Below are 25,964 nucleotides of genomic sequence, written 5' to 3' on the forward strand. Positions count from 1 at the left end.
CTGATGAAAGCCATGATTCTCGCTGCAGGCAAGGGCACGCGTGTACGCCCGCTGACCTATGACCTGCCAAAACCCATGATTCCCCTGCTGGGCAAGCCCGTGATGGCTTACCTCGTCGAACATCTGAAGAAGCACGGCGTGACCGAAATCATGGTCAACGTCAGCTGGCTCCACGAGAAGATCGAGGAGTACTTCGGCGAAGGCGAACAGTTCGGTGTCCAGATCGGCTACTCGTTCGAGGGCTACATCAAGGACAACGGCGAAGTCGTGCCCGAGCCAATCGGGTCGGCCGGCGGCATGAAGAAGATCCAGGAATTCGGCGGCTTCTTCGATGACACCACCATTGTGCTGTGCGGCGACGCGCTGATCGACCTCGACCTGAAGGCGGCCCTGCTCGAGCACCGCCGCAAGGGCGCGATGGCCACGGTCATCACCAAGGAAGTGCCGTGGGACAAGGTTTCGTCGTATGGCGTGGTCGTCACCGACGCCGAGGGACGCATTACCGAGTTCCAGGAAAAGCCGAGCGAAGCCGAGGCGAAGTCGAACTTCATCTCCACCGGCATCTACATCTTCGAGCCGGAAGTCATCGACCTGATCCCGTCGGGCGTGCCGTTCGACATCGGTTCCGAACTGTTCCCGCTGCTGGCCGAGCGCGGCCTGCCTTTCTACGCCCAGGGCCGTCCGTTCAACTGGCTCGACATCGGCACCATGAGCGACTACTGGGAAGTGCTGCAGACCGTCCTCACCGGCGAAGTCAACCACATGGACGTGCCGGGCATCCAGATCGAGCCGGGCGTCTGGACCGGCCTGAACACCAGCATCGACTGGAACGGCACGGTCATCGAAGGCCCGGTCTACATCGGTTCCAACGTCAAGATCGAGGCCGGCGCCCGCATCGTCGGCCCGACCTGGATCGGTCACGGCAGCCACATCTGCGAAGGCGCCGAGATCGTGCGCAGCGTGTTGTTCGAATACACACGCGTGTTGCATGATGTAACATTGCATGAAATGATAGTTTTCAAAGATTACAGTGTCGACCGCAAGGGCGAGATGAAGCATGCCTCCGAGTATTCCTCGGAAGAGTGGCTGAACGCGCGCGACCGCCGACGCTCCCGCCGCAAGGAAATCGACAACGCGGTCGACCACGCAATAGAGAAAATCAAAGAGAAAGTAAGCGCATGAAAATTTATCCAGTCATCCTCTCCGGCGGTGCCGGTACCCGTCTGTGGCCCTTGTCGCGCGCCGTGCTGCCCAAGCAGCTGCTGCCGCTGGTTGCCGACAAGACCATGCTGCAGGAAACTGCGCAACGGGTGGCCGGGTGGCCGGGAGTGATGGCGCCGCTGGTCGTGTGCGGCAACGACCACCGTTTCATGGTGGCCGAACAACTGCGTGAGATCGGCATCACCCCGCTCGGCATCCTGCTCGAGCCGGTCGGCCGCAACACCGCTCCGGCGGTCGCGGCGGCCGCGCACTACCTGAAAGCGATCGATCCGGAAGCGCTGATGCTGGTGCTGCCGGCCGACCACGTCATCGAGAACGGCGCCGCCTTCCGCGATGCGGTCGAGCGCGCCGTGACCCTGGTGTCGCAGGGCGCCCTGGCCACCTTCGGCATCGTGCCGAAGAGCCCGGAAACGGGCTACGGCTACATCCGCCGCGGCGAGCAGGTGGCCAACTGCGGCGACTGCTACCGGGTGGCGCGCTTCGTCGAGAAGCCGGACGCCGCCACCGCCCAGGGCTTCCTGGACGAAGGCGGCTACTACTGGAACAGCGGCATGTTCATGTTCCACGCCCAGCGCTTCCTCGACGAGCTGCAGGAGCATGCCCCGGGCATCGCCGCCGCCGCCGAGAAAGCCGTGACGACCGGCTACCGCGACCTCGACTTCTGCCGCCTGGAAGAGAAGGCTTTCACGGACAGCCCGTCCGATTCGATCGACTATGCGGTCATGGAAAAGACCCGCGACGCCGCCGTGGTCCCGGCCGATATCGGCTGGAACGACGTCGGCTCGTGGTCGGCGCTGTGGGAAGTGCAGCCGAAGGACGCCCATGGCAACGCCCAGCGTGGCGACGTCTACCTGGACGGCGTGAAGAACTCGCTGGTGCGCGCGGAATCGCGCATCGTGGCCGTGGTCGGCGTGGAGGACCTGGTCGTGGTCGAGACCCAGGACGCGGTGCTGGTCACCCACAAGGACCAGGTGCAGCGCGTCAAGCAGGTGGTCGACCACCTCAAGTCCAAGGCGCGCACCGAGCACCTGCACCACACCCGGGTCTATCGCCCGTGGGGCCACTACGAGGGCATCGATGCGGGCGAGCGCTTCCAGGTCAAGCGCATCACCGTCAAGCCGGGCGAGAAGCTGTCGCTGCAGATGCACCACCACCGCGCCGAGCACTGGGTCGTGGTATCGGGCACGGCGCGCGTGACCTGCGGCGAGAAGGTGAGCCTGCTGTCCGAGAACGAGTCGACCTACATTCCGATCGGCATGAACCACCGCCTGGAAAATCCGGGCAAACTGCCGCTGCACATCATCGAAGTGCAGTCCGGCAGCTACCTCGGCGAGGACGACATCGTCCGCTTCGAGGACATCTACCAGCGCGCCTGAGTCCGCAAGGATAGCGCCGGGAGGGCCTGCCGCCATGACGGGGCAGGCCCTTTGTTTTGTTTGCGTCGCAGAACCGTGCGGCCGTCATGATTTGACGCGGCTTAGAATGGACTGACGAGAAAAACCGAGGGAGAACAGCATGAAACCAATCATTGCGGCAGGCACCCTGGCAGTCATCCTTGCGGCCTCGGCGCCGCCCGTCCAGGCGCAGGCAAACGCGCCATTGTTGGACCTCACCCTCTACGGCCAGCTCGAACGCTGGCTCGGCGCCGGTCCGCTGGACCTGCGCAACATCTACACGCGGCAGCTGGGGCACAATTCGCGCGATTTCCACGCTGCGGCCGACGGCGCCGGCATGACCTTCACGCTGCTCCAGGTCAGCGACGACCTCGGCAACAGCTGGGTCGTCGGCGGGTACAATCCCCGGAGCTGGTCGTCCACCGGCGGCTGGCACGAAACGCCCTACGACTGGCAGCGCACCGCCTTCATCTTCAATTACACCGACGCGCAGCTCTGGCGCCAGGTCGGCACCGGCAACATCCTGCCGAGCCGCGGGGTGCGCCAGACCTTCAACGAGCCCAACCACGGCCCGACCTTCGGCGCCGGCCCCGACCTGTTCGTCAACGACCGGCTCAACGCGGCCTTGAGCTGGCAGGTGAGCTACGGCGGCGACGCCGAAGGCATCAGCATCATCGACGGCAGCACCGGCGGCCAGCTGTTCCGGGTCGATGCGCTCGAAACCTATTCGATATCGCTGGTGCCCGAGCCGGCCACCACGGTGATGCTCGTCGCCGGCCTCGGCATGGTCGGCTGGGCGGCAAGGCGCCGGGCAGGGCAGGGCCGCCGGCACTGACGGGCAGGAAGGTCGAGAGGGAAGTCCTGCCCAGCCGTGAGCGGCCTGCGCGGCCGCTTGTGGCATCATGGCACGGCCTACCGTCCACCCATCGATCGATCCATGCGACCAAGCCTGCGTGCTTTCCTGCGACGTTTTTTCCAACGTGTTCATGTGCCGTGCCTGGCCCTGCTGTGCGCTGCCGGCGCGATCAACGCTCCCGATGCGGCCGCCGCGCTCAAGCCGGAGCAACTGGCGATCGTCATCAACGACGAGGACCCGAACAGCGTCGCGGTGGGCGAGTATTACCGCAAGCGCCGCGCCATCCCGGCCGCCAACGTCGTGCACGTGCGTATCCCGGGCAAGCCGCGCCAGATCAGCCCTGCGCAGTTCCGCCTGCTGAAGGAAGACATCGACAGCAAGCTCGGCCCGCAGGTGCAGGCCGTGCTCATGATCTGGACCGCACCCTATGCGGTGGACTGCAATTCCATCACCGGCGCGTACACCCTCGGCTTCGACGGCAGCCAGTGCGCCGTGACCTGCCGGGCCGGGGAGCCGAGCCCTTACTTCAACAGCAAGTCGGCCCAGCCCTTCACCGACCACAAGCTGCGACCTTCGATGTTGCTGCCGGTCGAGTCCGTGCAGGGCGCGAAGGACCTGGTCGACCGCGGTATCGCCGCGGGTTTTCGCACGGTACCCGCCAGCGCCTACTACCTGGCGACCTCGGAAAAGGCACGCAATTCGCGCGCCGGTTTCTTCCCGCAGCCAGGCCGGGTGCCCGGGCGCCGCCTGACCACCCGCGTCATGCAGGCCGACGTGCTGGAAGGCGCGCAGGACGTGCTGATCTACCAGACCGGCATGGCCCATGTCGCCAAGCTGGACACCCTCAAGTTCGTCCCCGGCGCCCTGGCCGACCACCTGACCTCGCTCGGCGGCGACCTGCTCGGCACGGCCCAGATGAGCAGCCTGCGCTGGCTGGAGGCCGGCGCGACCGCCAGCTACGGCACGGTCAGCGAACCGTGCAATCACTGGCAGAAATTTCCGAATCCCTCCGTCCTGCTGCGCCGTTACCTCTCCGGCGACAGCGCCATCGAAGCCTACTGGAAAAGCGTCGCCTGGCCCGCCCAGGGACTGTTCATCGGCGAACCGCTCGCCGCGCCTTATCGTCCCCGCTGAGCACAGCCGCTGAGCGCAGCCGCTGCCGGCAGCGCCGGAATCCGTCGTCCCGCGGCCCCCTTTACCCATCCCGCATGGATTAATCCGAACGGATCAATCCCTGGTCATCATGTTGTCAATTTGCGCATTTACTATCCATTTTGCAATGTAGTTTTGCCAACAATAGCGACCACCCCTCGGGAAATCCATGAAAAACACCGTCGTATCGATCATTCCTCGCCGTACCCTGCTGGCCACGCTGCTGGCAGGCTTCGCGGCCTCGGCCTTCGCTGCCCCGAACAATATCGTCATCAGCCAGGTCTATGGCGCCGGCGGCAATTCCGGCGCTGTCCTGAAGAAGGACTACATCGAGTTGTTCAACCGCAGCGCCGCGCCGGCCAGCCTGAAAGGCCTGTACCTGCACTACCATTCGGCGACCGGCACCGGCGCCAGCAGCCTGACCGCGCTGCCGGACGTCATCCTTGAGCCGGGCCAGTATTTCCTGGTGACGGCGGCCGGCGGCAGCAACGGCGCCGACCTCGCCGACGGCGACCATGTCGCCACCAACATCAACATGTCCGGCACCGCCGGCCGCGTCTCGCTCTCGACCCAGGGAACCTCGATCCCGGCCGGTTCGCGGCACGCGTCGATCGTCGAGATGGTCGGTTACGGCAACGCCAACGTGTCCGAGGGCTTGCCGGCGCCGGCGGCGTCGAGCACCACCAGCGTCCAGCGCAAGGGTGCGGGCTGCATCGACACCGACAATAATGCGCAAGATTTCGGCACCGGCCCGGCGACCTCGCCGCGCCGCCTCGATTCGCCGCGCACGACCTGCGACATGGACACCGGCCCGGTGGCCGCGCCGATCGTGACCAGCTGCCCGGCCACCCTGCAGGCGCGCCAGGGCGCCATGGCGACGGCGGCGCTGTCGGCCAGCGACAAGGACAGCATCGTCAACGGCGCCAGCATTGTCAGCGGCGCCGTCGCAGGCATCAGCCTGGTCGGCCTGGCGCCGGCGACCACCGTCGGCGGCGCGGCGCAGGTCACGCTGCAGGTCGATGCCGGTGTCCCTAGCGGCAACTATCCGGTCCGCGTCCGCTTCACCAACGGCGACGGCCAGGAAGCCAGTTGCACCGTCAACGTCGGCCTGGCCGGCCAGGTCGGCATTCCGCAGATCCAGGGCAGCGGCCCGACCAGCCCGTACGTCGGCACGGTCCAGACCACGCAAGGCGTGGTCACCCACAAGCTCGGCAACAGCTTCTTCCTGCAGGATCCGGACGGCGACGGCGACCCGACGACCTCGGACGGCATCTACGTGTTCAATCCGCCGGCCAGCAACGTGCAGCCGGGCGACCTGGTGCGCGTGACCGGCACCGTCGAGGAATACCGTCCAAGCGGCGCGACCCGCACCTATACCGAACTGACCGGCGTGACCGGCGTGACGAAGCTCGGCGTCGGCCCTGTCATCGTCCCGACCAATGTCGAGCTGCCGAACGAGGACCTGGCGCGCTACGAGGGCATGCTGGTGCGCTTCGTGACGCCGCTGACCGTCAACCAGAACAAGTACCTGGGCGACCGCGGCGAACTGACCCTGGCCTACGGCCGCCGCGAGAACCCGACCAACCGTCATCCGGCCGGTTCGCCGGAAGCGGCCGCGCTGGCGAAGGAGAACGCCGCCAACATGCTGGTGCTCGACGACGGCATCTTCACCGCTCCGCCGGTCATCCCCTACCTGGGCGAGGACGGCACCGTGCGCGCCGGCGACACCGTTACCAACCTGACCGGCGTGCTCGATTTCGGCGCCATCGGCGGCGGCGGGGCGGCGTTCAAGCTGCAGCCGACCGAGCCGCCGGTGTTCTCGCGCACCAATCCGCGCACGCCGGCGCCGGCCCTGCCGGCCGGCATCAAGGTGGCCAGCGCCAACGTGCTGAACTTCTTCACCACCTTCACCAACGGCGGCGATGCCTGGGGCCGCAGCGGCCAGGGCTGCACCGTCGGCAGCCGCACCAGCGCCAGCGAATGCCGCGGCGCCGACAACATGGCCGAGTTCGTCCGCCAGCGCAACCAGATCGTGGCTTCGCTCACCAGCCTGGACGCCGACGTCATCGGCCTGATGGAAATCCAGAACAACGGCGACGTCGCGGTCAGCTACCTGGTCGAGCAGCTCAACGCCGCCGTCGGCTACCCGGTCTACGCCGTGGTGCCGAAGCCGGCGGCAACCGGCACCGATGCGATCCGCGTCGCCATGATCTACAAGCCGGCCGTGCTGACGCTGGCGGGGGCCTCGCTGTCGGACGGCGACCGCGTCCACAACCGTCCGCCGATGGCCCAGACCTTCAAGGCAGCCAACGGCGCGAAGTTCTCGGTGATCGTCAACCACTTCAAGTCGAAGGGCAGCTGCAGCGGCGCCACCGGCGGCGACCGCGATCCGGGCGACGGCCAGGGCTGCTGGGACACCACCCGCCTGAACCAGGCCGCACGCCTGGCCGACTATTTCGTGCCCCAGGTGGTCGCGGCCGCCGGCGACCCGGACGTGCTGGTCATCGGCGACCTGAACGCCTACGCTTTCGAGAACCCGATCAACCACCTGGCCGGCAAGGGCTTCGTCAACGAGATCGAACGCTTCGTCCGTCCGCACGGCATGCCGTACTCGTACGTGTTCAACGGCCAGGCGGGCTACCTGGACCACGTGCTGGCCAGCGCCTCGCTGAGCCCGCAAGTGGCCGGCGTCGCCGAATGGCACAGCAATGCGGACGAACCGGAAACGCTCGACTACAACCTCGGCGATACGGCGCAGGACCCGTACCGCGAAGGCGCCTACCGCGCTTCGGACCATGATCCGCTGCTGGTCAGCCTGAACCTGGCCGCGCCGTACGCCGACGTGACGGCATCGGTGAAGGTGGTCCTGGGTGGCCTGACGATGAACCGCGCCACCCTGAAGTACAGCGGCAAGGTCAGCTTCACCAACACCTCGGGCGCAGCCCTGACCGGTCCGCTGCACTTCGTGCTGGAAGGGCTGACCGAGGGCGTGAGCCTCGACGGCGCAAGCGGCACGCACAACGGCGCGCCGTACCTGACGCTGCCGGAGACCACGATCGCCCCGGGCGCCACCGTGACCGTCACCGCCACCTTCAGCAACCCGTCGAAGAAGGCGATCGGCTACACGCCGAAGCTGCTGTCGGGCTCTTTCTAACATCAAGGAAACCACATCATGACCAACATCCAGAACCTGTTCCTGCGCGCGCTGCTGGCGCTGTCGATCCTCGTGGCCGCTCCGGCGGCACTGGCCGGTCCGCTGTACCGCGTGTCGCTCGAAACGGCCGCGTGGGCCGGACAGTCCGGCTACCTGGACCTCAGCTTCGGCGGCTACACCGGCGTCGGCCCGGCCAGGGCGACGGTCACCAACCTGCGCGGCGACTTCGACGACAGCATCGACGTTTACTTCGAATCGCTGGCGGGCGGCAACCGTGCCGAGGGCTTCACGCTGGTGGCCAGCGACATGCTGTCGCTGGTGAGCCAGGCCGTGACCTTCGGCGGCATCTTCAGCTTCGACCTGCGTTTCGACGAAGCGGCCACCGGGCTGGGGGCGGACTTCGGCATCTCCCTGGTCGATACCGACTTCGCCCCGCTCACTGGCGACTTCCCGGCGCTGACCTTCTTCCTGGTGCCGGGTGAAGAGACCACCCTGGTCGGCGCCGAGCTGGCCCGGGTCGAGACCCTGGCCGAAGTGCCGGAGCCGTCCGATTGGCTGCTGGTGGGCACCGGCCTGTTCCTGCTCGGCGCGACCCGTCGCCTGCAGCAGCGCCGCTGATCCGGTCTGGCCTGTCGAAACACCTGCCTGCGGGCAGGTGTTTTTATTTATACAATATATTTACAAAAAGTCTTAATTCGTAAAGGAAAATATATTATTCAGGCGGCGGCGCTTGCGGCATAGTCGGCGCATTGTCAAACGGGCTCTGCCAAAAGGCGGGGCCAATGCCGCGCCATGTCCCAAGTTTTCGTGGTCGATCCCGACGTGCCGACGCAGCTGCTGCTGGTGCAAAACCTGCGCAGTGCCGGCCACCACGTTCGCTGTTGTCCCGACGCCGAGTCGGCCCTGGTCCTGCTCGACGAAGCGGTGCCGGACATGCTGCTGTCCGAATGGGACCTGGCCGGACAGAGCGGCGAGGCGCTGGTGCGCCGGCTGCGGGCGGGGCCGCGCACGCGCGAGCTGCCGCTCATCATGGTGAGCGCGCGTTGCGCCGAACCGGACAAGATCCTGGCGCTCGAGTCCGGCGCCGACGACTACCTGACCAAGCCCTTCAGTCCGCGCGAACTGCTGGCGCGCATGCACGCCGTGCTGCGCCGGCGCGCGCCGCAGCCGTCGAGCGACACCATCCAGCTGGCCGGGCTGCGGCTCGATCCGGGCACCCAGCGGGTCAGCGCCGGGGCGCGCCAGATCGTGCTCGGTCCGGTGGAATTCCGGCTGCTGAACTTCCTGATGCACCATCCCGAGCGCGTCCACACGCGCTCCCAGCTGCTCGACAAGGTCTGGGGCCGCCACGCGGTACTGGACGAGCGCACCGTCGACGCCCACGTCGGCCGGCTGCGCAGCGCCCTGCAGCCCAGCGGGCACCAGGAACACATCGAGACGGTGCGCGGTACCGGCTACCGCTTCGTGGCCTGGAACGCACGCGCACGGCTGGGCTGGACGCCGGCGACCTGAAACGGGCGACGACAAACGGGCATGGTCATCCTCAGCAAGCTCGAGCAGGAATACCTGCTGCGCACGATCGAGTCGGGCATGGACCTGGCCGACCTGCACGCCTTGTTCCTGTGGGCGCAGGGGCCGCTGCAGGCGCTGCTGCCGCACGAGGCGCTGCTGTGCCTGCAACTGGACGGAAAGGGAGAGGTGCTGCGCAGCGAGTGCCTGCACCGCACGGTGCTGGACGACGGCGCGCTGGCGCTGCTGAAAGGCGCCGCGGGACTGCGGCTGGCACGGTGCTGGCGCACCGACCCGGCCGCGCCGGGCGTGCTCGACCCGGGCGTGCCGGCAGGGCACATGGCCGGCTGCCTGGGACTCCTGTGCGGCACCGGCTTCGACAATGCGCTGGTGTACGGCAGCCCGCTGCTCGAACACGGCGCCACGGTATTTGTCCTGCTGGGCTTGCCGTTCCGGCCCGGGCCGCGCCACGCATACTTCCTGCAGTTGCTGCTGCCTTACCTGCATCTGGGATACCTGCGCGCGCCTGCGCGGCCGGCGCAGCGCTGCCGGCTGCCGGCACGGGCGCTGAGCGCGCGCGAAGTGGCGGTGCTGGCCTGCGTGCGCAACGGCCAATCGAACGAAGAGGCTGCCCTGGCCCTGGGGATCAGTGCGCTGACGGTGAAGAATCACCTGCAACGGATCTACCGTGTGCTCGGCGTGGCCAACCGGGCCCATGCGGTAGCCCGGTGCCTGGAACTGCGACTGCTGTGATGGAGAAGCGGCGCGGTCCGCTTTTCGCGCGGGCCGCAATGCGTGGTTCTGGAAGGATCAGCTGTTTTCGGCCGCTGCGCGGCGCATCGCATCGATGCGGAAGGCTTCGGCGTTGCCGTCGATGATGCGCAGGCGTGCGCAGCCTTCCGCGGCGCAGTCCGGCGCCGGCATGTTCGGGCCGACTGCGGCAACGGCCGGAACGGTGGCGGCGGCGGGCGCGCTGACCACGGTCGCGGCAGGCGCCGGGATGACGTCGCTGTGCACCGATGCCAGCTGCATCGGGGCCATGCTGTCTTGCTGGCCGGCGCCGCACGCGGTGAGGAGGGCGGTCAGGGCGATAACGGTAATGGAACGGAAGCTGGAGAATTTCATGATCGTCTTGAGCAAGCTCGTCAGTAACGAAGCTATTGTAGTGAGTAAAGTTTTCCGGTGCTCAATTATTTTCGTTAGCGAACAGCAAAGATTAAGTTTTAGAAATAAAATTGCGCGACGTTAGGCGATGAAGCGCGCAGTTCTAGTGTGTGTCTTGAGGGAAATAAAAGATTCTTCAAAGAAAATGATGTTATGGGGCAACATGTAGCGTTGTAACTCTACGACGTTGTCGACGAGCTTTTGGCATTTGCTAAACAACCGGCATGCATACCGGGATTCGCTTGACCACGCCTGAGCAAGAAGGGAAGATGAACACATGCGAAAACTCCTCTTTCTCTTCGTGCTTGCCTGCGCGGCTTGCACGACCCAGGCGCAGGATCCAGGCAAGCAAGCCGCGCTAGCGCGGGCGCCGGCTGCCCAGTCCGGCACTGCCGCGCCAGGCGACACCCTGGCCCGGCTGCGCGCGATGGTGCGCGACGCCACCTGCGTCGAGAGCGCCCAGTGCCGCACCGTGGCGGTCGGTGCGATGGCGTGTGGCGGGCCGGAAAGCTACCTCCCGTACTCCATCGCGCGAAGCAACGAAAAGGCAGTGCGCGAGCTCGGCGAGCGCTACACGAACGAGCGCCTGGCGCAGATCAAGGCCGAGGGCATGATGTCCATTTGCCGCCATATTCCCGACCCGGGCGCCGTCTGCACGAGCGGAACCTGCCAGCTCGGCGGGTCGTCCCCGGCCGCACGCTGATACACAGCCGTCCAGCAAGCTCATACGTGCTATGCGTTTGCGCAACGCCAGGAGCGGGCGCGGCTGAGATATTGTCGAGTTGGTTCGGTTGCGATGGCAAAAAAACAAAGAAATGTTGTGTAGGCACTGATGGGCGTGGTAGCCTTCAACGCCAAGCTTTTCGTAAGAGCAATTAGGAGTCGGTCGGATGCACCCAGTGTTGAAACAGCGTGTCACCCCGTGTGCCGCGGCGCGCCGCGCCCGTGCAGGCTTCACCCTGCTCGAGTTGCTCGTCGTTATTGTGATCATCGGCCTGCTCGCGGCCTATGTCGGGCCCAAGTACTTCTCGCAGCTCGGCAAGTCCGAGGTAACGGTTGCCAAGGCGCAAATCGAAGCCTTCGACAAGTCGCTCGACACCTACCGCCTCGACGTCGGCCGCTACCCGACTGCCGAAGAGGGCCTGAACGCCCTCATGACGGCGCCGCCGAGTGCCGGCGCAAAGTGGAACGGCCCCTACCTGAAGAAAGGCATCCCGCTCGATCCGTGGGGTCGCCCATACCAATACCGTTCTCCAGGCAGCAAGGGGGAGTACGAGATCATTTCCTTCGGCAAGGATGGCCAGCCGGGCGGCACCGGCGACAACGCCGACATCTCCTCGAATTAACCTGAACCGTTTCTTGACCTGAGTTCCAAGCCGGGCACGCCTCCATGCAGTTCGCCGTTCGTACCCTTGCGCCCGACATGTCGATCTCGAACCTGGTCGTCGACGCCGTCGACGCGCTCGACGCGCGCCGCCAGGTCGAGGCGCGCGGGCTGTTCGTCAGCGCCGTCGAACCGGCGCGCGCCGCGCCGTTTTCCGGCATGCGCAAGGGGGGAGGCAAGCTTTCCATCGTCCTGTTCAGCCAGGAACTGCTGGCCCTGCTCAACGCCGGACTCGGCATCGTCGAAGGGCTGGAAGCGCTGCTCGAGAAGGAAGCCAGTCCGGGCGCGCGCGGCGTGCTCGAACGCCTGCTCGCCGGCCTGCGCGAAGGCAAGCGCTTTTCCGCCGTGCTGGCCAGCCAGCCCGACCTGTTTCCGCCGCTGTACGTCGGCATCGTGCGCGCCGCCGAGGGCACCAGCGACCTGCCGCGCGCGCTGTCGCGCTACATCGACTACCAGCAGCGCATCGACCTGGTCCGCAGCAAGATCGTCAGCGCATCCATCTACCCGGTGATCCTGCTGCTGGTCGGCGGCGGCGTCAGCGCCTTCCTGATCGGCTACGTGGTGCCCAAGTTCGCCGAGGTCTACCACGGGGCGGGGCGCTCGCTGCCGTGGATGTCGCAGCTGCTGCTCGACTGGGGCCAGTTTGCTTCCCGCCACGGCAGCGCGATCCTGGTGGCGGCCCTGCTGCTGCTGGTCGGGATCGGTGCCGGCGTGCGCCATTTGCTGCGCAGCGGCGGCATCGCCCGCCTGCTGGCGCGCCTGCCCGGCATCGGCGAGCGCGCCCGCATCTATGAACTCTCGCGCCTGTACCTGACGCTCGGCATGCTCACCGAGGGCGGCATCACGATCGTCAACGCCATCGAGACCGTGCAGCCGATGGTGTCCGGCACGGTGCGCAAAGGGCTGGCCAGCGCCCGCGCCGCCATCGAATCGGGCCAGCCGCTGTCGAACGCGTTCGAAGCCAACGGCCTGACGACGCCGATCTCGCTGCGCATGCTGCGCGTGGGCGAGCGCACCGGCGACATGGGGCCGATGCTGACCCAGTCGGCCGCCTTCTACGACGGCGAGATCACGCGCTGGATCGACCGCTTCACGCGCACCTTCGAGCCGCTGCTGATGGCGGCGATCGGCCTGGTGGTGGGCGCGATCGTGGTGCTGCTGTACATGCCGATCTTCGACCTTGCCGGAGACATGTCTTGAGTGGTGAAGGGTTGAAAGGCGATGCCGTGAGTGCGCATGTGAAAGTGAATCTCCTGGACCCGGGCCTGCTGGCGCGTGCCCGCGCGCTCGCCGCGCAGTCGCGCCGCGGCCTGGTCTCCGAACTCGAAGGCTTGACAGGCATGGAACCGCGCCAGATCGTACGCGAGCTCGCCGCGCCGTTCGCGCTGCCGGTGATGGAGACGGCGGGCATGCTGGCGCTGTCCCCCGCGTTCGACCTGCTGCCCCTGGCGCAGGCAATGTCGCGCCACTGCGCGCTGCTGCGCGACGGCAGCGGACGCCTGACCGGCGTGCTGGCCGATCCCTTCGACCTCGACCTGCAGACCTGGCTCGGCGCGCAGGCGCGCGCCACCGCCAGCCGTCCGCTCGAACTGAGCCTGGCGCTGCAGTCCGATATCCAGGCGTATTTGTCGAAGCAGGAAGAATCGGCGCGCGCCGTCGACAGCCTGGTCGGCGGGGCGGGGGACGCGCGGCGCGACGGCAAGGCGGCCCAGGTGCTGTCCTTCGCCTCGGTGTCGGAAGCGGGCAGCCCGGCCGTCAAGCTGGTCAACTCGACGCTCTACGATGCGCTCAAGGCCGGGGCCTCCGACATCCACCTCGAGAGCACCGCCAGCGGCCTGGCGGTGAAATACCGCGTCGACGGGGTGCTCGACCATGCGGCCACGGTCGGCGGCATCGAACTGGCCGAGCACATCATCTCGCGCCTGAAGGTGCTGGCCGAACTCGACATCGCCGAGCGCCGCATCCCTCAGGACGGCAGCTTCCGGGTCGAGTCCGGCGGGCGCGACATCGACCTGCGCGTGTCGATCATGCCGAGCATCCACGGCGAGGACGCGGTGATCCGTATCCTCGACAAGCGCGCCATGATCGAGTCCTACGGCGCCCTGACGCTCGAAGCCCTGGGCTTCGACGCGCCTTCGCTGGCCAGCCTGCGCAGCCTGGCCCAGGAAGCCTACGGCATGCTGCTCGTGACCGGGCCGACCGGCTCGGGCAAGACCACCACGCTGTACGCGGCGCTCACCGAGATCCACAACGGACGCGAGAAGATCATCACCATCGAGGACCCGGTCGAGTACCAGTTGCCCGGCATCCTCCAGATTCCCGTGAACGAGAAGAAGGGCCTGACCTTCGCCAAGGGGCTGCGCTCGATCCTGCGCCATGACCCGGACAAGATCATGGTCGGGGAGATCCGCGACCGCGAAACCGCCGAGATCGCGGTGCAGTCCGCGCTCACCGGCCACCTGGTGCTCACGACCGTCCACGCCAACAACGTCTTCGACGTGTTCGGGCGCTTCACGCACATGGGGATCGACCCGTATGCCTTCGTCTCGGCACTGAACGGCATCTGGGCCCAGCGCCTGATCCGCATGAACTGCCCGCACTGCGCGACGCGCTACGAGCCCGATGCGCTCGAGCTGGCCTCGGTGCACCTGGAGCGCGAGGACGTGGCGGACTACGTCTTCATGCGCGGCAAGGGCTGCGGCGACTGCCGTGGCACCGGCTACCGCGGGCGGCGCTCGATCGCGGAGATCCTCACCCTCAACGACGAGATCCGCGAGCTGATCGTGGACAAGCAGCCGATTCGCCGCATCAAGGCCGCCGCGCATGCCAACGGCACCCGCAGCCTGCGCCTGGCCGCGCTCGACCTGGTCAAGCGCGGGGCCACCACCATCGATGAAATCAAGCGGGTGACCTTGCATGCTTAGTGAAGTCAAATTCGGCGCCAAGCCTCTGCGTTTCGGCCAATCCCTGCGCCTCGGTATCGCCGCCGATGGCCTGGCGCTGCTGCGCGTCGGCGGCTGGTTCAAGCCGGTGGCCGACGTGCTGGCCGTGCAGCCGGTGCAAGCCGGTACCCCCGATGCGCTGGAAAGCGGCCTGCGCGCGCTGCTGGCGCAAGCCGATCCGCGCGGCTGGACGGTGAGCGTGGTGCTGGCCGACGACCTGGTACGGCTGTGGCAGGTGCCGCCGCCGAAAGGCGCCAGCCGTCCCGGCGACCTGCAGGCGGCCGCCGCGCTGCGCTACCAGGCCCTGTTTGGCGCCATGCCCGCCGGCTGGCGCATCAGCGCCGACTGGAACGCCACGCAACCCTTCCTGGCGGCCGCCGCGCCGGAGCCACTGCTGGCGCTGCTCGAGACCCTGGCGCGCGCGCACCGCTTCCACCTGGTCGAGGTGGTGCCGCAGTTCGTCGCCGCGCTCAACGCCACGCGCCGCGACCGCCGGTCCGGCGCCTGGTTCGGCCTGGTGCACGGCGGCGTGCTGTCGCTCGCGGCTTATGAAGGCGCGGCGCTGGCGGCCGTGCGCACCGCCGTGATCCCCGAAGGCGCCGACCGCGACTGGCTGGAAGCCCTTGTCGCGCGCGAGGCGCTGCGGGTGGGGGTGGGACGGCCCGAGCGCCTGCAGCTGAGCGGGCCGGCGCCGGCCGGCTGGGCCAGTTCGGCCGGGCGCCTGAAATTCGCCTGCACCCTGCTGGAAGACGAGGATGGCGCGCCAGGCTGGCCGCTGCATGCGCGCCTGGCGCGTACGGGGATGCAGGCATGAAGCGCGTGCACATCGATTTCGCCACGCCTTCGCTGCGCCGCAGCCTGTTGCGCACGCCGCTGCGGCTGCTGCCTTTCCTGTTCGCGGTCGCCGTCATGGGGTTCACCGCGGTCACGCAGCTGGCCCGCTACGAGGAAGACCAGGAGCAGCTCGAGGCGCTGCGTGCCGCCCTGGCGGCCCGCAGCACGGCTCCCCGTCCACTGCCGGTCGCCGCGCAACCGAAGCTGAGCGTGCCGGAAGCCCAGGCCCAGGCCGTCAACGACGCCGTCATGCAGCTCAACCTGCCATGGCGCGACCTGTACGACGCGGTGCGCGCCGCGACGTCCGCCGACGTGGCCCTGCTGGCGCTGGAGCCGGACGCCAAGCGCCGCACCCTGCGCATCACGGCCGAAACGCGTAACAGCGACGACATGCTGGCCTATGTGGCGAGGATGCAGGAGCAGGAATGGTTCGGCTCGGTGGTGCTGACGCGGCACGAGATCGCCGAACAGGACCCGAACCGTCCGCTGCGGTTCCAGGTCAGCGCGCAATGGGGAGGGGCGCAATGAAGAACATTGCCATCGCTTCGCTCTGGCTGCGGATACGGATCGCGCTCGGCCGCATGAACCCGGTGATCGCCGGCGGGGTCCTGCTCCTGGCGGCTTCGGCGGGCACCGTGGCCTGGCTGGCGCACGCCCGGATCCAGCTCGAGCAGGACTATGAAGCGGCGCGCCGCGAGGCCGCCCGGCCGGCGCCGCCACCGCAGGCGGTGCAGGCGCCGCCGCCGAGCGCCGACCAGAACCTCGCGCTGTTCTACGATTCGCTCGGCCAGCGCCGCACGGTCGACCGCCAGCTCAAGGACCTGTTCGCGCTGGCGCAGAAGCACGGCCTGGTGCTGCGCCAGGGCGAATACCGCAGCAGCCACGATCGCGCGGCAAGGTTCTACACCTACCAGCTCAACCTGCCGGTCAAGGGACGCTACGAAGCGATCTGGCAGTTCGCTTTCGACGCCCTGCAGGCGGTGCCGCATGCCTCGCTCGACGACGTGAGTTTCCGCCGCGATGCGATCGGCGACGAGCACGTCGAGGCGCGCCTGCGCATGACCCTGTACCTGTCTGCCGCGACGGGAGCGCCGCAATGAAGCCGCAGCCGCGCCACATTGCCATGGGGGTGGCCCTGCTTGTCGCCGCGGGTCTGGTCGTGTTCGGCGACAACACGCCGGAAGACGCAGTCGCCGAGCCGGTCGAACGCGCGCCGGCCACGGCGGCGGCCGGGCCGGCAGCCGGCGAGGGCGCGTCCGCGCGCCAGGAGAACGGACCGGCCATCCTGCGCCTGGTGCCGCGCGACACCCTGATCGGATCGAACGACGAGCGCTTCGGCGCGGACGACGGCGGGAGCGGCGGCGCGGTGTTCGGACGCCAGGACTGGACCCCGCCACCGCCACCGCCGCCGCCCCAGCAGGAGGCGTCGCCGCCGCCGCCCCCCAGCGCGCCGCCGTTGCCGTTCACCTATATCGGCAAATCGCTGCAGGACGGCACCTGGGAGATCTACCTCGCGCGCGGCGACCGCACCTACCTGGTGCGCGCGGACACCGTCATCGACGGTACCTACCGCGTCGATGCGATCCGGCCGCCGGTGCTGACCCTGACCTACCTGCCGCTGAACCAGGTTCAGCAGCTCAATATTGGAGTATTCGACTGATGGTTCGTTTCCGGAATCAGGCATTGGCGCTGGGCGCCGCCGCCCTGCTGCTCGCAGGCTGCGCGGGGCAGCGCGCCTACCAGGAAGGCAACGCGCTGGTGGCGCAGGACCAGGTCGCGGCCGGCCTCGTGAAGTACCAGGAGGCCGTTGCCGCCGATCCGGCCAATGCGCAGTACAAGCTGGCCTACCTGCGTGCCCGCGACAGCGCGGCGGCGCGCCTGCTCGGCCAGGCCGAGGCCGCCATGGCGGACGGCAAGCCGGAGCTGGCGCTGGCGGACTACCGCCGCGTGCTGGCCTTCGACCCGGCCAACGAGCGCGCCCGCGCCGGCCTGCGCCAGGTCGAGGCCGACCGCCGCCACGCCGGCATGCTGGACGCGGCGCGCGCCGCCGTCGAGAAGGGCGAGCTCGACACCGCCCGGCAGCGCCTGGGCGCGATCCTGACCGAGCGTCCCGGCCATGAGCCGGCGCGCCAGTTGCTGCTCGAGGTCGACGAAAAGGCGGCAGCAAGCCCGGCGGGCGAGGCCACGCTGGCCGCCGCCTTCCGCAAGCCGATCAGCCTGGAGTTCCGCGACGCGCCGCTCAAGCAGGTGTTCGAGATCATCTCGCGCCACTCCGGCCTGAATTTCGTGTTCGACAAGGACGTCAAGGCCGACACCCGCAGCTCGATCTTCCTGAAGAACAGCACGGTCGAGGCGGCGGTCTACTATCTCCTGATGACCAACCAGCTCGAGCGCCAGGTCATGGACGGCAACACCATCCTGATCTACCCGAACGTGGCGGCCAAGCTGAAGGAATACCAGGAGATGACGGTCAAGACCTTCTTCCTGGCCAATGCGGAAGCCAAGAACATCGCCAACACCTTCAAGACCATCCTGAAGTCGCGCGACGTGGTGATCGACGAAAAGCTCAACCTCGTGATCCTGCGCGACAGCCCGGAAGCGGTACGCGTGGCGACCCAGCTGGTGGCGCTGCAGGACGTGCCGGAGCCGGAAGTCATGCTCGACGTCGAGGTGCTGGAGATCAAGCGCAGCCGCATCACCGACCTCGGCATCGCCTGGCCGGGCGCGGTGTCGTTCGCGCCGCTGGCGGGGCTGGACGGCACGCCGCTGACCATCGATGACCTGCGCGGCCTCAACCGCGGCAACATCGCGCTCAGCGAACTGTCGGCCACCGTCACCGCCAACAAGACCGACGGCGATTCCAACACCCTGGCCAATCCGCGCATCCGCGTGCGCAACAAGGAAAAGGCCAAGGTCGTCATCGGCGACAAGATCCCGAACATCTCGACCACGATCTCCTCGGGCGTGGGCGGCTTCGCGTCCGAATCCGTGAACTACGTGGACGTCGGCCTGACCCTCAACGTCGAGCCGACCATCTACCTGAACAACGAAGTGGGCATCCGCATCTCGCTCGAGGTGAGCACGCTGGGCGAGTCGGTGACGACCCGTTCCGGCACGGTGGCCTACCGCATCGGCACCCGTTCGGCGACCACCTTCCTGCAGCTGAAGGATGGCGAGAACCAGGTGCTGGCGGGCCTGATCAGCAACGAAGACCGCTCCAGCGGCAGCAAGGTGCCGGGCGTCGGCGACCTGCCGATCGTCGGCCGCCTGTTCGGCAGCACGCGCGACACCAAGGACCGCACCGAGATCGTGCTGTCGATCACGCCGCGCCTGCTGCGCACCGTGCAGCGCCCGCCCGCCACCGCAAGCGAATTCGGCGCCGGCACCGAGGCCAGCTTCCGCCGCCGTCCGGACAATACCGCGCGCGCGCCGGTGCAACTGCCGGTCAGCGCCGGCGCGGCCGCGGCCGCTGCCGCAGCGCGCGCCGCAGGAACCGTCCAGGGCACGGCCGCTGCGCCCGACGGTTCGACAACTGGCCCGGCCGCCGGGGCGCCGGAGCGCCCGACATCGGTGCCGCCGTCGCAGTTGCCGGTGACGCCGCAGATCGGTTCGCCGCAATCGGCTCCGCCCGGCGCCGTGCCTGCGCCGCCCGCAGCGGCGCCGGCCGTCAATGTCCAGATCACGCCGATTCCGGCGCCGCCGCCCGCGCAGCAATGATGTTCCGGCGCGGCTTCACACTCATCGAGCTGCTGGTGACGCTGGCGATCCTGGCCCTGCTGGGAACGCTGGTGGTCCCGGTGGCCCAGGTCACGGCCCAGCGCCGCGACGAAGTGGAGCTGCGCCGCGCGCTGCGCGAGATCCGCGCCGGGATTGACGCCTACAAGAAAGCGAGCGACGAAAACCGCATCGCCAAGGCCGCAGGCAGCACCGGCTATCCGCCGCGGCTCGAGATGCTGGTCGAGGGCGTGCGCGACCTGCGCAGCCCGAAGCAGGCCCAGATCTACTTCATGCGCCGGCTGCCGCGCGACCCCTTCCATCCCGACCCCGACGCGAGCGACGCCGAGACATGGGGCAAGCGCAGCTACGCCAGCGAACCGGACGAACCGAAGGAGGGCGAGGACGTCTACGACGTGTACTCGCTGTCGGAAAAGCCGGGGCTGAACGGCATCCCCTATAACAAATGGTGAACACCATGGCAGGCTTCCCCCGGCGCCTTCGCGCCTTCACGCTGATCGAACTGCTGGTGGTGCTCGGCATCGTGGCCCTGCTCCTGACGCTGGCCGTGCCGCGCTTTTTCCCGAGCATCGACAGCACCAAGGAAACCATCCTCGCGGATAACCTGCGCAACACGCGCGCCATCATCGACCAGTTCCATGCCGATACCGGCCGCTATCCGGAGTCGCTCGAGCAGCTGGTGGAAAAGAAGTACCTGCGCGAGCTGCCGATGGACCCGATCCTCGAGTCGCGCGAAGGCTGGATCGTCGAGCCCCCGCCGGAAGGCGAGCAGGGCGCGGTGGGCAACGTGCGCAGCGGCGCGCCGGGCAACGACCGCAAGGGCACGCCCTACGCGGAGTGGTAGCATGCGCGCCCGTGCGCTCGTTCACGTGCAGCGGCGCCAGGCAGGGTTCACCTACCTTGGCCTGATCATTTTCGTCTTCATCATCGGCCTGGTCGGCGCGGCCACCCTGAAGGTCGGCGCGTTGCTGCAGCGCGCCCAGGCCGAGCACGAACTGCTGGAAATCGGCTACCAGTTCAGCGCCGCGCTCAGGAGCTATGCCGAGGCCACTCCGCGCGGCCAGCCAACCCAGCCGCAGACGCTGCAGGACCTGCTGCGCGACCGCCGCTTCCCGAACCCGCGCCGGCACCTGCGCAAGATCTTCGTCGACCCGGTCAGCGGCAAGGCCGAGTGGGGACTGGTGACGGCCGGCGACGGCGGCCGCATCCTGGGCGTGCACAGCCTGTCGCAGGCCAGGCCCTTGAAAGTGGGCGGCTTCGATGCGCGCTTTCCCGGTTTCGAGAATCGTGAGCGCCTGTCGGAATGGAAATTCATGGCGGCCGAGCAGGGCGCCGGCGCGCCGCTCGCGCCCGGCGGCGCACCGGCCGGCATGTCCCCGCTGCCCGGCACGGCGCCGCAGCCCCAGCCCGGCACGGCGCCGCCCGCGCCGCCGCCGCCCGCGCCGCCGCCGGCCCGGCAGCCCGAACCCGAACCCGAACCACAACCGGAACCAGAGCCGGAACCGCCGAAGGAAGAACCGCCGGCGGCCGAGCCGGAAAGGGAGGCGGCGCCGGAAGAAACGGAACCGAAGCCGCCGCCCGGCCAGTCGCAGGATTCCGGGCGCTAGGGCTCGTTCACATCACGGTCATGCAGCCCGTTCGAACGCGCATCTGCTCGCTGGACGCGCGGTCGGCCGGGCCGGCCGCTTACTTGGCGCGGCGCTTGAAGTCGCGCGGGCGGAAGCCCAGCGCCAGCAGCACGGCAAAATAGGCGACCGCCGCGACGCCGATGATCGCCGCCAGTGCGCCGGCGCGCAGCAGCGGGGTGGCGCGCAGGGCAATCCAGTCGAACTGGGCCTGGCCGAACCAGCACACCGCGCCCATCACGGACACCGCCACCAGCAGCTTGAGGTAGAACATGCCCCAGCCCGGCTGCGGCACGTAGATCTGGCGGCGGCGCAGGCCGGCGTAGAGGAAGCCCGCGTTGATGCAGGCGCCCAGGCCGATCGACAGCGCCAGGCCTTCGACGCCCAGGCCCATCCCCCAGACGAACACCAGGTTCAACAGTTGGGTGACGACCAGCACCCCGAGCGCGATCTTGACCGGCGTGCGCACTTCCTGGCGCGCATAGAAGGCCGGCGCCAGCGTCTTGACCAGGATGAAGCCCAGCAGGCCTGCGCTGTACGCCATCAGCGGCAGCGCCGAGGCGCGCACGTCGCCGGCATCGAACACGCCATAGTGGAACAGGGTCGCGATCATCGGCACCGCCAGGGTCGCCATGCCGACCGACGAGGGGACCGCGAGCAGGAAGGTCAGGCGCAGGCCCCAGTCCAGCAGCGACGAGTATTCCTGGGTGTCGCCCTCGGTGTTGGCCTTCGCCAGGCTGGGCAGCAGGATGGTGCCCAGCGCCACGCCCAGCAGGGCAGTCGGGAATTCCATCAGCCGGTCCGCGTACTGCAGCGCGGTCACCGCGCCCGCAGCCAGTCCGGCCGCGATGGTGGTGTTGATCAAGAGGCTGATCTGGGCCGCCGAGACGGCGAACACTGCCGGCCCCATCTTGCCGAGCATGCGCCGCACGCCCGAATCGCGCAGGCCGGTGAGGGGATTGAGCGAGATGCGCGGCAGCATGCCGAGCTTGACCAGGGAGGGGATCTGCACCGCCACCTGCGCCAGGCCGCCGACGCAGACACCCACCGCCATGGCGTAGATCGGCTGCTCGAAATAATCGGCCAGCACCAGGGCCGACAGGATGAAGGAGATGTTCAGCAGGACCGGGGTGAAGGCCGGGATCTTGAACTGGCGCCAGGTGTTCAGCACGCCGCTGGCGAGGGCCACGAAGGCCATGCACACGATGTAAGGGAACATCATGCGCGTCATGAGCACCGCCGCGTCGAAGGCTTCCGGTTCGCGCTGCAGGCCGCCGCCGATCAGGTAGATCAGCACCGGCGCCGCCAGGATGCCGGCAAGGCTGGTCAGCACGGTGGCCCAGATCAGCACGGTCGCCACATGGTCGACCAGGGTCTTGGTCGCCTCCTGGCCGTGCTTGGTCTTGTACTCGGTGATGATCGGCACGAAGGCCTGGGAGAACGCGCCTTCGGCGAACAGGCGCCGCAGCAGGTTGGGCAGGCGGAAGGCGATGTTGAAGGCATCGGTGAAATTCGAGGCGCCGAAGGTGGCGGCAAACAGGCTGTCGCGCAGCAGGCCGGTGACGCGGGACACCATGGTCATGCTGGAAATGGCGGCAAGGGTACGGAGCAGGTTCATGGCGGGCGATTATACTTGGGCAACACCTGTCCGAGACCAGCGCACACCGGCACAACGCGAGAATTATTCGCCCAAGCTATGGGGCCGGGGCGACAATTATGCATTTATGAATTGCCCTGACCCGTTTCCTTCGCTATAATCGTGGGCTGTACTGAATTCTGTTAGCAGACACTAATCGTTGGGCAGGCACGGAAAAAGCGCCGGTTTCACTCGCTAATGTTTGCAAACGCAACTTGACCCCGATTTAGGAAATTTCATGGCAAATACCGCACAAGCGCGTAAGCGCGCTCGTCAAGCAGTTAAGCAAAACGCGCACAACTCGTCGCAGCGTTCGACCCTGCGCACCGCAATCAAGGCAGTCCGCAAGGCCATCCAGGCCGGCGACAAGGCCGCTGCGACCACCATCTTCCAGCAGTCCGTGTCGACCATCGACAGCATCGCTGACAAGAAGATCATCCACAAGAACAAAGCAGCCCGCCACAAGAGCCGCCTGGCCGCTGCCCTGAAGGCACTGTCCGCTTAATTAGCGAGGTGCGTGCGGCCCCGGGCCGCGCAGGCAGTTCTGTGCAGAGAAAGACCCGCCCGACCCTTGGTCCGGCGGGTTTTTTCGCTTGTCGTATGCGCTCGGGCTCGCCTGAAGTTTGCGCCTGGCGGTGCCTGGCGCGCCGGCGCCCGCGGTGGACGGCGAATATTCTAAAACCGTGGCGCACAGTAAAATACTGGTGCATAATGTGAAACGCCGTCTTATGTCTTATAGAAGACTTACCGAAGTCTCGCACTTCAAGACCCGAGCGTTACCACCTGTTTTTTGACATCGTGCGACCCGCGCGATCATCGAGGAAAAAGCGTATGAGCAGTGATCCGACCATCATCTACACCCTGACCGACGAGGCGCCGCTGCTGGCGACGCACGCATTCCTGCCCGTTGTCAGCACCTTCACCAAGCCGGCCGGCATCAAGGTCGAGCAGGCCGACATCTCGGTCGCCGCCCGTATCCTGGCGCAGTTCCCGGAAAACCTGACTCCGGAACAGCGCGTCCCGGATGTGCTGACCGAACTGGGCAAGAAGACCCTGGAGCCGGACGCGAACATCATCAAGCTGCCGAACATCTCGGCCTCGGTGGGCCAGCTGACCGCCGCCATCAAGGAACTGCAGGCCAAGGGCTACAACCTGCCGGACTACCCGGCCGACCCGAAGACCGACGAAGAAAAGGCCATCAAGGCCAAGTACGGCAAGTGCATCGGCTCGTCCGTGAACCCGGTGCTGCGCGAAGGCAACTCGGACCGCCGCGCGCCGAAAGCGGTCAAGGAATATGCCCGCAAGAATCCGCACTCGATGGCCGCCTGGTCGCAGGCATCGCGCACCCACGTGTCGCACATGACCCATGGCGACTTCTACCACGGCGAAAAGTCGATGACCCTGGACGCCGCCCGCGACGTCAAGATGGAACTGGTCACCAAGAGCGGCCAGACCATCGTCCTGAAGCCGAAGGTCGCGCTGCAGGCCGGCGAGATCATCGACTCGATGTTCATGAGCCGCAAGGCCCTGCTGGCCTTCTACGAGAAGCAGATCGCCGACGCCAAGGACACCGGCGTGCTGTTCTCGCTGCACGTCAAGGCGACCATGATGAAGGTCTCGCACCCGATCGTGTTCGGCCACTGCGTGCGCATGTTCTACAAGGAGGCGTTTGAAAAGCACGGCGCCCTGTTCGACAGCCTCGGCATCAACGTCAACAACGGCATGGCCGACCTGTACAACAAGATCGCCGCGCTGCCGGCCTCGCAGCGCGAAGAAATCGAGCGCGACCTGCACGCCTGCCAGGAAAACCGTCCGGCGCTGGCCATGGTCGACTCGACCAAGGGCATCACCAACTTCCATTCGCCGAACGACGTGATCGTCGACGCGTCGATGCCGGCCATGATCCGCGCCGGCGGCAAGATGTACGACGCCACCGGCTCGCTGAAGGAAGTCAAGGCGGTGATCCCGGAATCGACTTTCGCCCGTATCTACCAGGAGATCATCAACTTCTGCAAATGGCACGGCGCATTCGACCCGCGCACCATGGGCACCGTCCCGAACGTGGGCCTGATGGCGCAGCAGGCCGAGGAATACGGCTCGCACGACAAGACCTTCGAGATCCCGGAAGACGGCGTGGCCAACATCACCGACCTCGCCACCGGCGAAGTGCTGATGAGCCAGAACGTGGAAACCGGCGACATCTGGCGCATGTGCCAGACCAAGGACGCCCCGATCCGCGACTGGGTCAAGCTGGCAGTCACCCGCGCGCGCAACTCGGGCATGCCGGCCGTGTTCTGGCTCGACCCGTACCGTCCGCACGAGAATGAGCTGATCAAGAAGGTCAAGACCTACCTGCAGGACCACGACACCACCGGCCTGGACATCCAGATCATGTCGCAGGTTCGTGCGATGCGCTACACCCTGGAGCGCGTCAAGCGCGGCCTGGACACCATCTCGGTGACCGGCAACATCCTGCGCGACTACCTGACCGACCTGTTCCCGATCCTGGAACTGGGCACCTCGGCCAAGATGCTGTCGATCGTCCCGTTGATGGCCGGCGGCGGCATGTACGAAACCGGCGCGGGCGGCTCGGCGCCGAAGCACGTGCAGCAGCTGACCGAAGAAAACCACCTGCGCTGGGATTCGCTGGGCGAGTTCCTGGCGCTGGCCGTGTCGCTGGAAGACCTCGGCATCAAGACCGGCAACGAGAAGGCCAAGATCCTGGCCAGGACCCTCGACGCCGCCACCGGCAAGCTGCTGGACAACCGCAAGTCGCCGTCGCCGAAGACCGGTGAACTCGACAACCGCGGCAGCCAGTTCTACCTGTCGATGTACTGGGCCCAGGAACTGGCCGCGCAGGGCGAGGATGCCGAGCTGGCAGCCAAGTTCGCACCGCTGGCCAAACAGCTGGCAGACAACGAAGCCAAGATCGTCCAGGAACTGCTGGAAGTGCAGGGCAAGCCGGTCGACATCGGCGGCTACTACAAGGCCGACGACGCCAAGGTCAAGGCGGTGATGCGTCCGAGCGCGACCTTCAACGCTGCGCTGGAGTCGTTCGCTGCCTAAACGATAGACTGCATCAAACGAGAACGCCGGCTTCGCGCCGGCGTTTTTTTATTCCCCTAGCCCCAAGACCGTCGTTCCCGCGCAGGCGGGAACCTAAGTTCGTCGCGTCACGTTGGCGGGTGCGCGCAAGCGCTTGCGAAACGCACCGAAACTGGATCCCGGCCTGCGCCCTAACGTACATCCACATTCCTGAAACATCGATTCGGCGTATGCTGACGCGATGGTTTCAGGATTGTGGAGGCGGCCGTGAGTACGGAAGAGCTGTTAGCTGATGAGCACTGCATTGGCCTGT

At 67.2% G+C, this 25,964-nt stretch carries 24 protein-coding genes; 22 read left to right on the forward strand and 2 right to left on the reverse strand.

Annotated features, from left to right (window positions below; translation table 11 throughout):
* The first annotated feature begins 3 nt into the window (after positions 1–3).
* The 8 genes from ACFFJK_RS03085 to ACFFJK_RS03120 all read left to right on the forward strand — a co-directional run bounded on the left by ACFFJK_RS03085 (position 4) and on the right by ACFFJK_RS03120 (position 10,039).
* Complete coding sequence (locus ACFFJK_RS03085) at positions 4–1,182, forward strand: nucleotidyltransferase family protein (RefSeq protein ID WP_379677622.1); 1,179 nt, start codon at positions 4–6, stop codon at positions 1,180–1,182.
* On the forward strand, positions 1,179–2,597 hold the full coding sequence (locus ACFFJK_RS03090; protein WP_379677623.1) for a mannose-1-phosphate guanylyltransferase/mannose-6-phosphate isomerase: 1,419 nt from the start codon (positions 1,179–1,181) through the stop codon (positions 2,595–2,597). Before ACFFJK_RS03085 ends, ACFFJK_RS03090 begins: the two co-directional genes overlap by 4 nt.
* Positions 2,598–2,736: 139 nt before the next feature.
* On the forward strand, positions 2,737–3,450 hold the full coding sequence (locus ACFFJK_RS03095; protein ID WP_379677624.1) for a PEP_CTERM-anchored TLD domain-containing protein: 714 nt from the start codon (positions 2,737–2,739) through the stop codon (positions 3,448–3,450).
* Positions 3,451–3,603: 153 nt separating this feature from the next.
* On the forward strand, positions 3,604–4,605 hold the full coding sequence (locus tag ACFFJK_RS03100; RefSeq protein WP_379677625.1) for a TIGR03790 family protein: 1,002 nt from the start codon (positions 3,604–3,606) through the stop codon (positions 4,603–4,605).
* A gap of 187 nt (positions 4,606–4,792) precedes the next feature.
* Positions 4,793–7,777: an ExeM/NucH family extracellular endonuclease gene (locus ACFFJK_RS03105; protein ID WP_379677626.1), complete on the forward strand. Its 2,985-nt coding sequence runs from the start codon at positions 4,793–4,795 to the stop codon at positions 7,775–7,777.
* Between the two features lie 18 nt (positions 7,778–7,795).
* Complete coding sequence (locus tag ACFFJK_RS03110) at positions 7,796–8,395, forward strand: NF038129 family PEP-CTERM protein (RefSeq protein WP_379677628.1); 600 nt, start codon at positions 7,796–7,798, stop codon at positions 8,393–8,395.
* Between the two features lie 174 nt (positions 8,396–8,569).
* Positions 8,570–9,289, forward strand: coding sequence for a winged helix-turn-helix domain-containing protein (locus tag ACFFJK_RS03115; protein ID WP_379677629.1), 720 nt, complete (start codon positions 8,570–8,572; stop codon positions 9,287–9,289).
* 21 nt (positions 9,290–9,310) lie between these two features.
* The gene (locus tag ACFFJK_RS03120; RefSeq protein ID WP_379677630.1) at positions 9,311–10,039 is read left to right on the forward strand and encodes a LuxR C-terminal-related transcriptional regulator; all 729 of its coding nucleotides are present in this window, start codon (positions 9,311–9,313) and stop codon (positions 10,037–10,039) included.
* 57 nt (positions 10,040–10,096) lie between these two features.
* Here ACFFJK_RS03120 and ACFFJK_RS03125 read toward each other — a convergent pair whose 3' ends face one another.
* Positions 10,097–10,411, reverse strand: a complete 315-nt coding sequence (locus ACFFJK_RS03125) for a hypothetical protein (protein WP_379677631.1) — start codon at positions 10,409–10,411, stop codon at positions 10,097–10,099.
* Positions 10,412–10,727: 316 nt separating this feature from the next.
* Here ACFFJK_RS03125 and ACFFJK_RS03130 point away from each other — a divergent pair, with 316 nt between their 5' ends.
* The 12 genes from ACFFJK_RS03130 to ACFFJK_RS03185 all read left to right on the forward strand — a co-directional run bounded on the left by ACFFJK_RS03130 (position 10,728) and on the right by ACFFJK_RS03185 (position 20,952).
* Positions 10,728–11,153, forward strand: a complete 426-nt coding sequence (locus ACFFJK_RS03130; protein WP_379677632.1) for a hypothetical protein — start codon at positions 10,728–10,730, stop codon at positions 11,151–11,153.
* A gap of 187 nt (positions 11,154–11,340) precedes the next feature.
* Positions 11,341–11,796: a type II secretion system major pseudopilin GspG gene (gene gspG / locus ACFFJK_RS03135; protein ID WP_379677633.1), complete on the forward strand. Its 456-nt coding sequence runs from the start codon at positions 11,341–11,343 to the stop codon at positions 11,794–11,796.
* A gap of 44 nt (positions 11,797–11,840) precedes the next feature.
* Positions 11,841–13,034, forward strand: a complete 1,194-nt coding sequence (locus tag ACFFJK_RS03140; protein WP_379677634.1) for a type II secretion system F family protein — start codon at positions 11,841–11,843, stop codon at positions 13,032–13,034.
* A gap of 38 nt (positions 13,035–13,072) precedes the next feature.
* A complete protein-coding gene (locus tag ACFFJK_RS03145; RefSeq protein ID WP_379677635.1) occupies positions 13,073–14,758 on the forward strand; it encodes a GspE/PulE family protein in 1,686 nt (561 codons plus the stop codon).
* On the forward strand, positions 14,751–15,590 hold the full coding sequence (locus tag ACFFJK_RS03150) for a hypothetical protein (RefSeq protein ID WP_379677636.1): 840 nt from the start codon (positions 14,751–14,753) through the stop codon (positions 15,588–15,590). Before ACFFJK_RS03145 ends, ACFFJK_RS03150 begins: the two co-directional genes overlap by 8 nt.
* Positions 15,587–16,138 carry a PilN domain-containing protein gene (locus ACFFJK_RS03155; protein ID WP_379677637.1) on the forward strand — a complete coding sequence of 184 codons (552 nt, stop codon included), beginning with the start codon at positions 15,587–15,589 and terminating at the stop codon, positions 16,136–16,138. The genes ACFFJK_RS03150 and ACFFJK_RS03155 overlap by 4 nt, the downstream gene beginning before the upstream one ends.
* Complete coding sequence (locus tag ACFFJK_RS03160) at positions 16,135–16,710, forward strand: hypothetical protein (RefSeq protein WP_379677638.1); 576 nt, start codon at positions 16,135–16,137, stop codon at positions 16,708–16,710. The genes ACFFJK_RS03155 and ACFFJK_RS03160 overlap by 4 nt, the downstream gene beginning before the upstream one ends.
* Positions 16,707–17,270, forward strand: coding sequence for a hypothetical protein (locus ACFFJK_RS03165; protein ID WP_379677639.1), 564 nt, complete (start codon positions 16,707–16,709; stop codon positions 17,268–17,270). The genes ACFFJK_RS03160 and ACFFJK_RS03165 overlap by 4 nt, the downstream gene beginning before the upstream one ends.
* Entirely contained in the window at positions 17,270–19,327 is a 2,058-nt protein-coding gene (locus ACFFJK_RS03170; protein WP_379677640.1) for a secretin GspD/PilQ domain-containing protein, read from the forward strand. Before ACFFJK_RS03165 ends, ACFFJK_RS03170 begins: the two co-directional genes overlap by 1 nt.
* Complete coding sequence (locus tag ACFFJK_RS03175) at positions 19,324–19,797, forward strand: type II secretion system protein (protein WP_379677641.1); 474 nt, start codon at positions 19,324–19,326, stop codon at positions 19,795–19,797. The genes ACFFJK_RS03170 and ACFFJK_RS03175 overlap by 4 nt, the downstream gene beginning before the upstream one ends.
* 5 nt (positions 19,798–19,802) lie before the next feature.
* Positions 19,803–20,189, forward strand: a complete 387-nt coding sequence (locus ACFFJK_RS03180; protein ID WP_379677642.1) for a type II secretion system protein — start codon at positions 19,803–19,805, stop codon at positions 20,187–20,189.
* Between the two features lies 1 nt (position 20,190).
* Positions 20,191–20,952, forward strand: coding sequence for a type II secretion system protein (locus ACFFJK_RS03185; protein ID WP_379677643.1), 762 nt, complete (start codon positions 20,191–20,193; stop codon positions 20,950–20,952).
* Positions 20,953–21,031: 79 nt separating this feature from the next.
* Here ACFFJK_RS03185 and murJ read toward each other — a convergent pair whose 3' ends face one another.
* Positions 21,032–22,588 (reverse strand): murein biosynthesis integral membrane protein MurJ, encoded by a 1,557-nt coding sequence (murJ, locus tag ACFFJK_RS03190; RefSeq protein ID WP_379677644.1) that lies wholly within the window; start codon positions 22,586–22,588, stop codon positions 21,032–21,034.
* A gap of 256 nt (positions 22,589–22,844) precedes the next feature.
* Here murJ and rpsT point away from each other — a divergent pair, with 256 nt between their 5' ends.
* Both rpsT and ACFFJK_RS03200 read left to right on the forward strand, forming a co-directional pair.
* The gene (gene rpsT, locus ACFFJK_RS03195; protein ID WP_027864728.1) at positions 22,845–23,111 is read left to right on the forward strand and encodes a 30S ribosomal protein S20; all 267 of its coding nucleotides are present in this window, start codon (positions 22,845–22,847) and stop codon (positions 23,109–23,111) included.
* A 326-nt stretch (positions 23,112–23,437) separates the two neighbouring features.
* Positions 23,438–25,672, forward strand: coding sequence for an NADP-dependent isocitrate dehydrogenase (locus ACFFJK_RS03200; protein ID WP_379677645.1), 2,235 nt, complete (start codon positions 23,438–23,440; stop codon positions 25,670–25,672).
* Positions 25,673–25,964 lie beyond the last annotated feature (292 nt).

This window comes from Massilia consociata (assembly GCF_042432755.1).
GTDB lineage: Bacteria > Pseudomonadota > Gammaproteobacteria > Burkholderiales > Burkholderiaceae_D > Telluria > Telluria consociata.

Excerpts from the sequence above, each read along its gene's own strand:
- ACFFJK_RS03115 (WP_379677629.1), top strand. The coding sequence starts at position 8,570 with ATGTCCCAAGTTTTCGTGGTCGATCCCGACGTGCCGACGCAGCTGCTG.
- gspG (WP_379677633.1), top strand. The coding sequence starts at position 11,341 with ATGCACCCAGTGTTGAAACAGCGTGTCACCCCGTGTGCCGCGGCGCGC.
- ACFFJK_RS03120 (WP_379677630.1), top strand. The coding sequence starts at position 9,311 with ATGGTCATCCTCAGCAAGCTCGAGCAGGAATACCTGCTGCGCACGATC.
- ACFFJK_RS03090 (WP_379677623.1), top strand. The coding sequence starts at position 1,179 with ATGAAAATTTATCCAGTCATCCTCTCCGGCGGTGCCGGTACCCGTCTG.
- ACFFJK_RS03180 (WP_379677642.1), top strand. The coding sequence starts at position 19,803 with ATGGCAGGCTTCCCCCGGCGCCTTCGCGCCTTCACGCTGATCGAACTG.
- ACFFJK_RS03130 (WP_379677632.1), top strand. The coding sequence starts at position 10,728 with ATGCGAAAACTCCTCTTTCTCTTCGTGCTTGCCTGCGCGGCTTGCACG.
- ACFFJK_RS03105 (WP_379677626.1), top strand. The coding sequence starts at position 4,793 with ATGAAAAACACCGTCGTATCGATCATTCCTCGCCGTACCCTGCTGGCC.
- ACFFJK_RS03160 (WP_379677638.1), top strand. The coding sequence starts at position 16,135 with ATGAAGAACATTGCCATCGCTTCGCTCTGGCTGCGGATACGGATCGCG.
- ACFFJK_RS03200 (WP_379677645.1), top strand. The coding sequence starts at position 23,438 with ATGAGCAGTGATCCGACCATCATCTACACCCTGACCGACGAGGCGCCG.
- ACFFJK_RS03085 (WP_379677622.1), top strand. The coding sequence starts at position 4 with ATGAAAGCCATGATTCTCGCTGCAGGCAAGGGCACGCGTGTACGCCCG.
- rpsT (WP_027864728.1), top strand. The coding sequence starts at position 22,845 with ATGGCAAATACCGCACAAGCGCGTAAGCGCGCTCGTCAAGCAGTTAAG.
- ACFFJK_RS03155 (WP_379677637.1), top strand. The coding sequence starts at position 15,587 with ATGAAGCGCGTGCACATCGATTTCGCCACGCCTTCGCTGCGCCGCAGC.
- ACFFJK_RS03185 (WP_379677643.1), top strand. The coding sequence starts at position 20,191 with ATGCGCGCCCGTGCGCTCGTTCACGTGCAGCGGCGCCAGGCAGGGTTC.
- ACFFJK_RS03150 (WP_379677636.1), top strand. The coding sequence starts at position 14,751 with ATGCTTAGTGAAGTCAAATTCGGCGCCAAGCCTCTGCGTTTCGGCCAA.
- ACFFJK_RS03175 (WP_379677641.1), top strand. The coding sequence starts at position 19,324 with ATGATGTTCCGGCGCGGCTTCACACTCATCGAGCTGCTGGTGACGCTG.
- murJ (WP_379677644.1), bottom strand. The coding sequence starts at position 22,588 with ATGAACCTGCTCCGTACCCTTGCCGCCATTTCCAGCATGACCATGGTG.
- ACFFJK_RS03170 (WP_379677640.1), top strand. The coding sequence starts at position 17,270 with ATGGTTCGTTTCCGGAATCAGGCATTGGCGCTGGGCGCCGCCGCCCTG.
- ACFFJK_RS03125 (WP_379677631.1), bottom strand. The coding sequence starts at position 10,411 with ATGAAATTCTCCAGCTTCCGTTCCATTACCGTTATCGCCCTGACCGCC.
- ACFFJK_RS03110 (WP_379677628.1), top strand. The coding sequence starts at position 7,796 with ATGACCAACATCCAGAACCTGTTCCTGCGCGCGCTGCTGGCGCTGTCG.
- ACFFJK_RS03140 (WP_379677634.1), top strand. The coding sequence starts at position 11,841 with ATGCAGTTCGCCGTTCGTACCCTTGCGCCCGACATGTCGATCTCGAAC.
- ACFFJK_RS03165 (WP_379677639.1), top strand. The coding sequence starts at position 16,707 with ATGAAGCCGCAGCCGCGCCACATTGCCATGGGGGTGGCCCTGCTTGTC.
- ACFFJK_RS03095 (WP_379677624.1), top strand. The coding sequence starts at position 2,737 with ATGAAACCAATCATTGCGGCAGGCACCCTGGCAGTCATCCTTGCGGCC.